Raw genomic sequence first — 498 nt, 5'->3', positions numbered from 1 at the left:
ATTCTGAAAGCTCTAAACAAACAAGATGGGAAAAAACTTTATAAATGGTTAGAACAAAGACCTAAAAAGGTTTTGCAAATATACGATTCAGGTAAAAGTATTAGAAACGAGTTTTTAAAATTAATTCACCAACTGGCAACAAATTATGGCAACCAAGGCGGTCCTGAAGTTAATAAAGCATATGTGAGTTCTAAAGATTCTTTTATTTTTAAAGACATCTTTTTAAATACTACAAGATTAGAAACAGGTAGAATATATATAGAATCTGTCGATGGATTAACTTGGGATAAGTTTTGGGATGATTTTTTTCCTTTAGATAAAGATATAGGATCTGAGCCTAAAAAATATCTCACAACGCCAATTCGTTATGGTAATCCGATGCATTTGGCTTCGCTAACAACAGCAGGACAAAAAACTGGAGAATTTATTGAGAAAACCGAAACCATTTTAATGCTATTACATCTTTCTGAGCAAGAAAAAAACAAGCAGTTTTGGGAA

At 31.5% G+C, this 498-nt stretch carries 1 protein-coding gene; it reads left to right on the top strand.

Going from position 1 to position 498, the window contains the following annotated elements:
- A partial coding sequence (locus IUY40_RS19255; protein WP_229335713.1) for a hypothetical protein occupies positions 1–498 on the top strand: 498 nt, incomplete at both ends.

The organism is Flavobacterium sp. ALJ2 (assembly GCF_015594725.1).
In the GTDB taxonomy this organism is placed as follows: domain Bacteria; phylum Bacteroidota; class Bacteroidia; order Flavobacteriales; family Flavobacteriaceae; genus Flavobacterium.
Note: the sequence above shows the minus strand (reverse complement) of the source record. Positions and strands in the feature narration are given on the sequence as shown.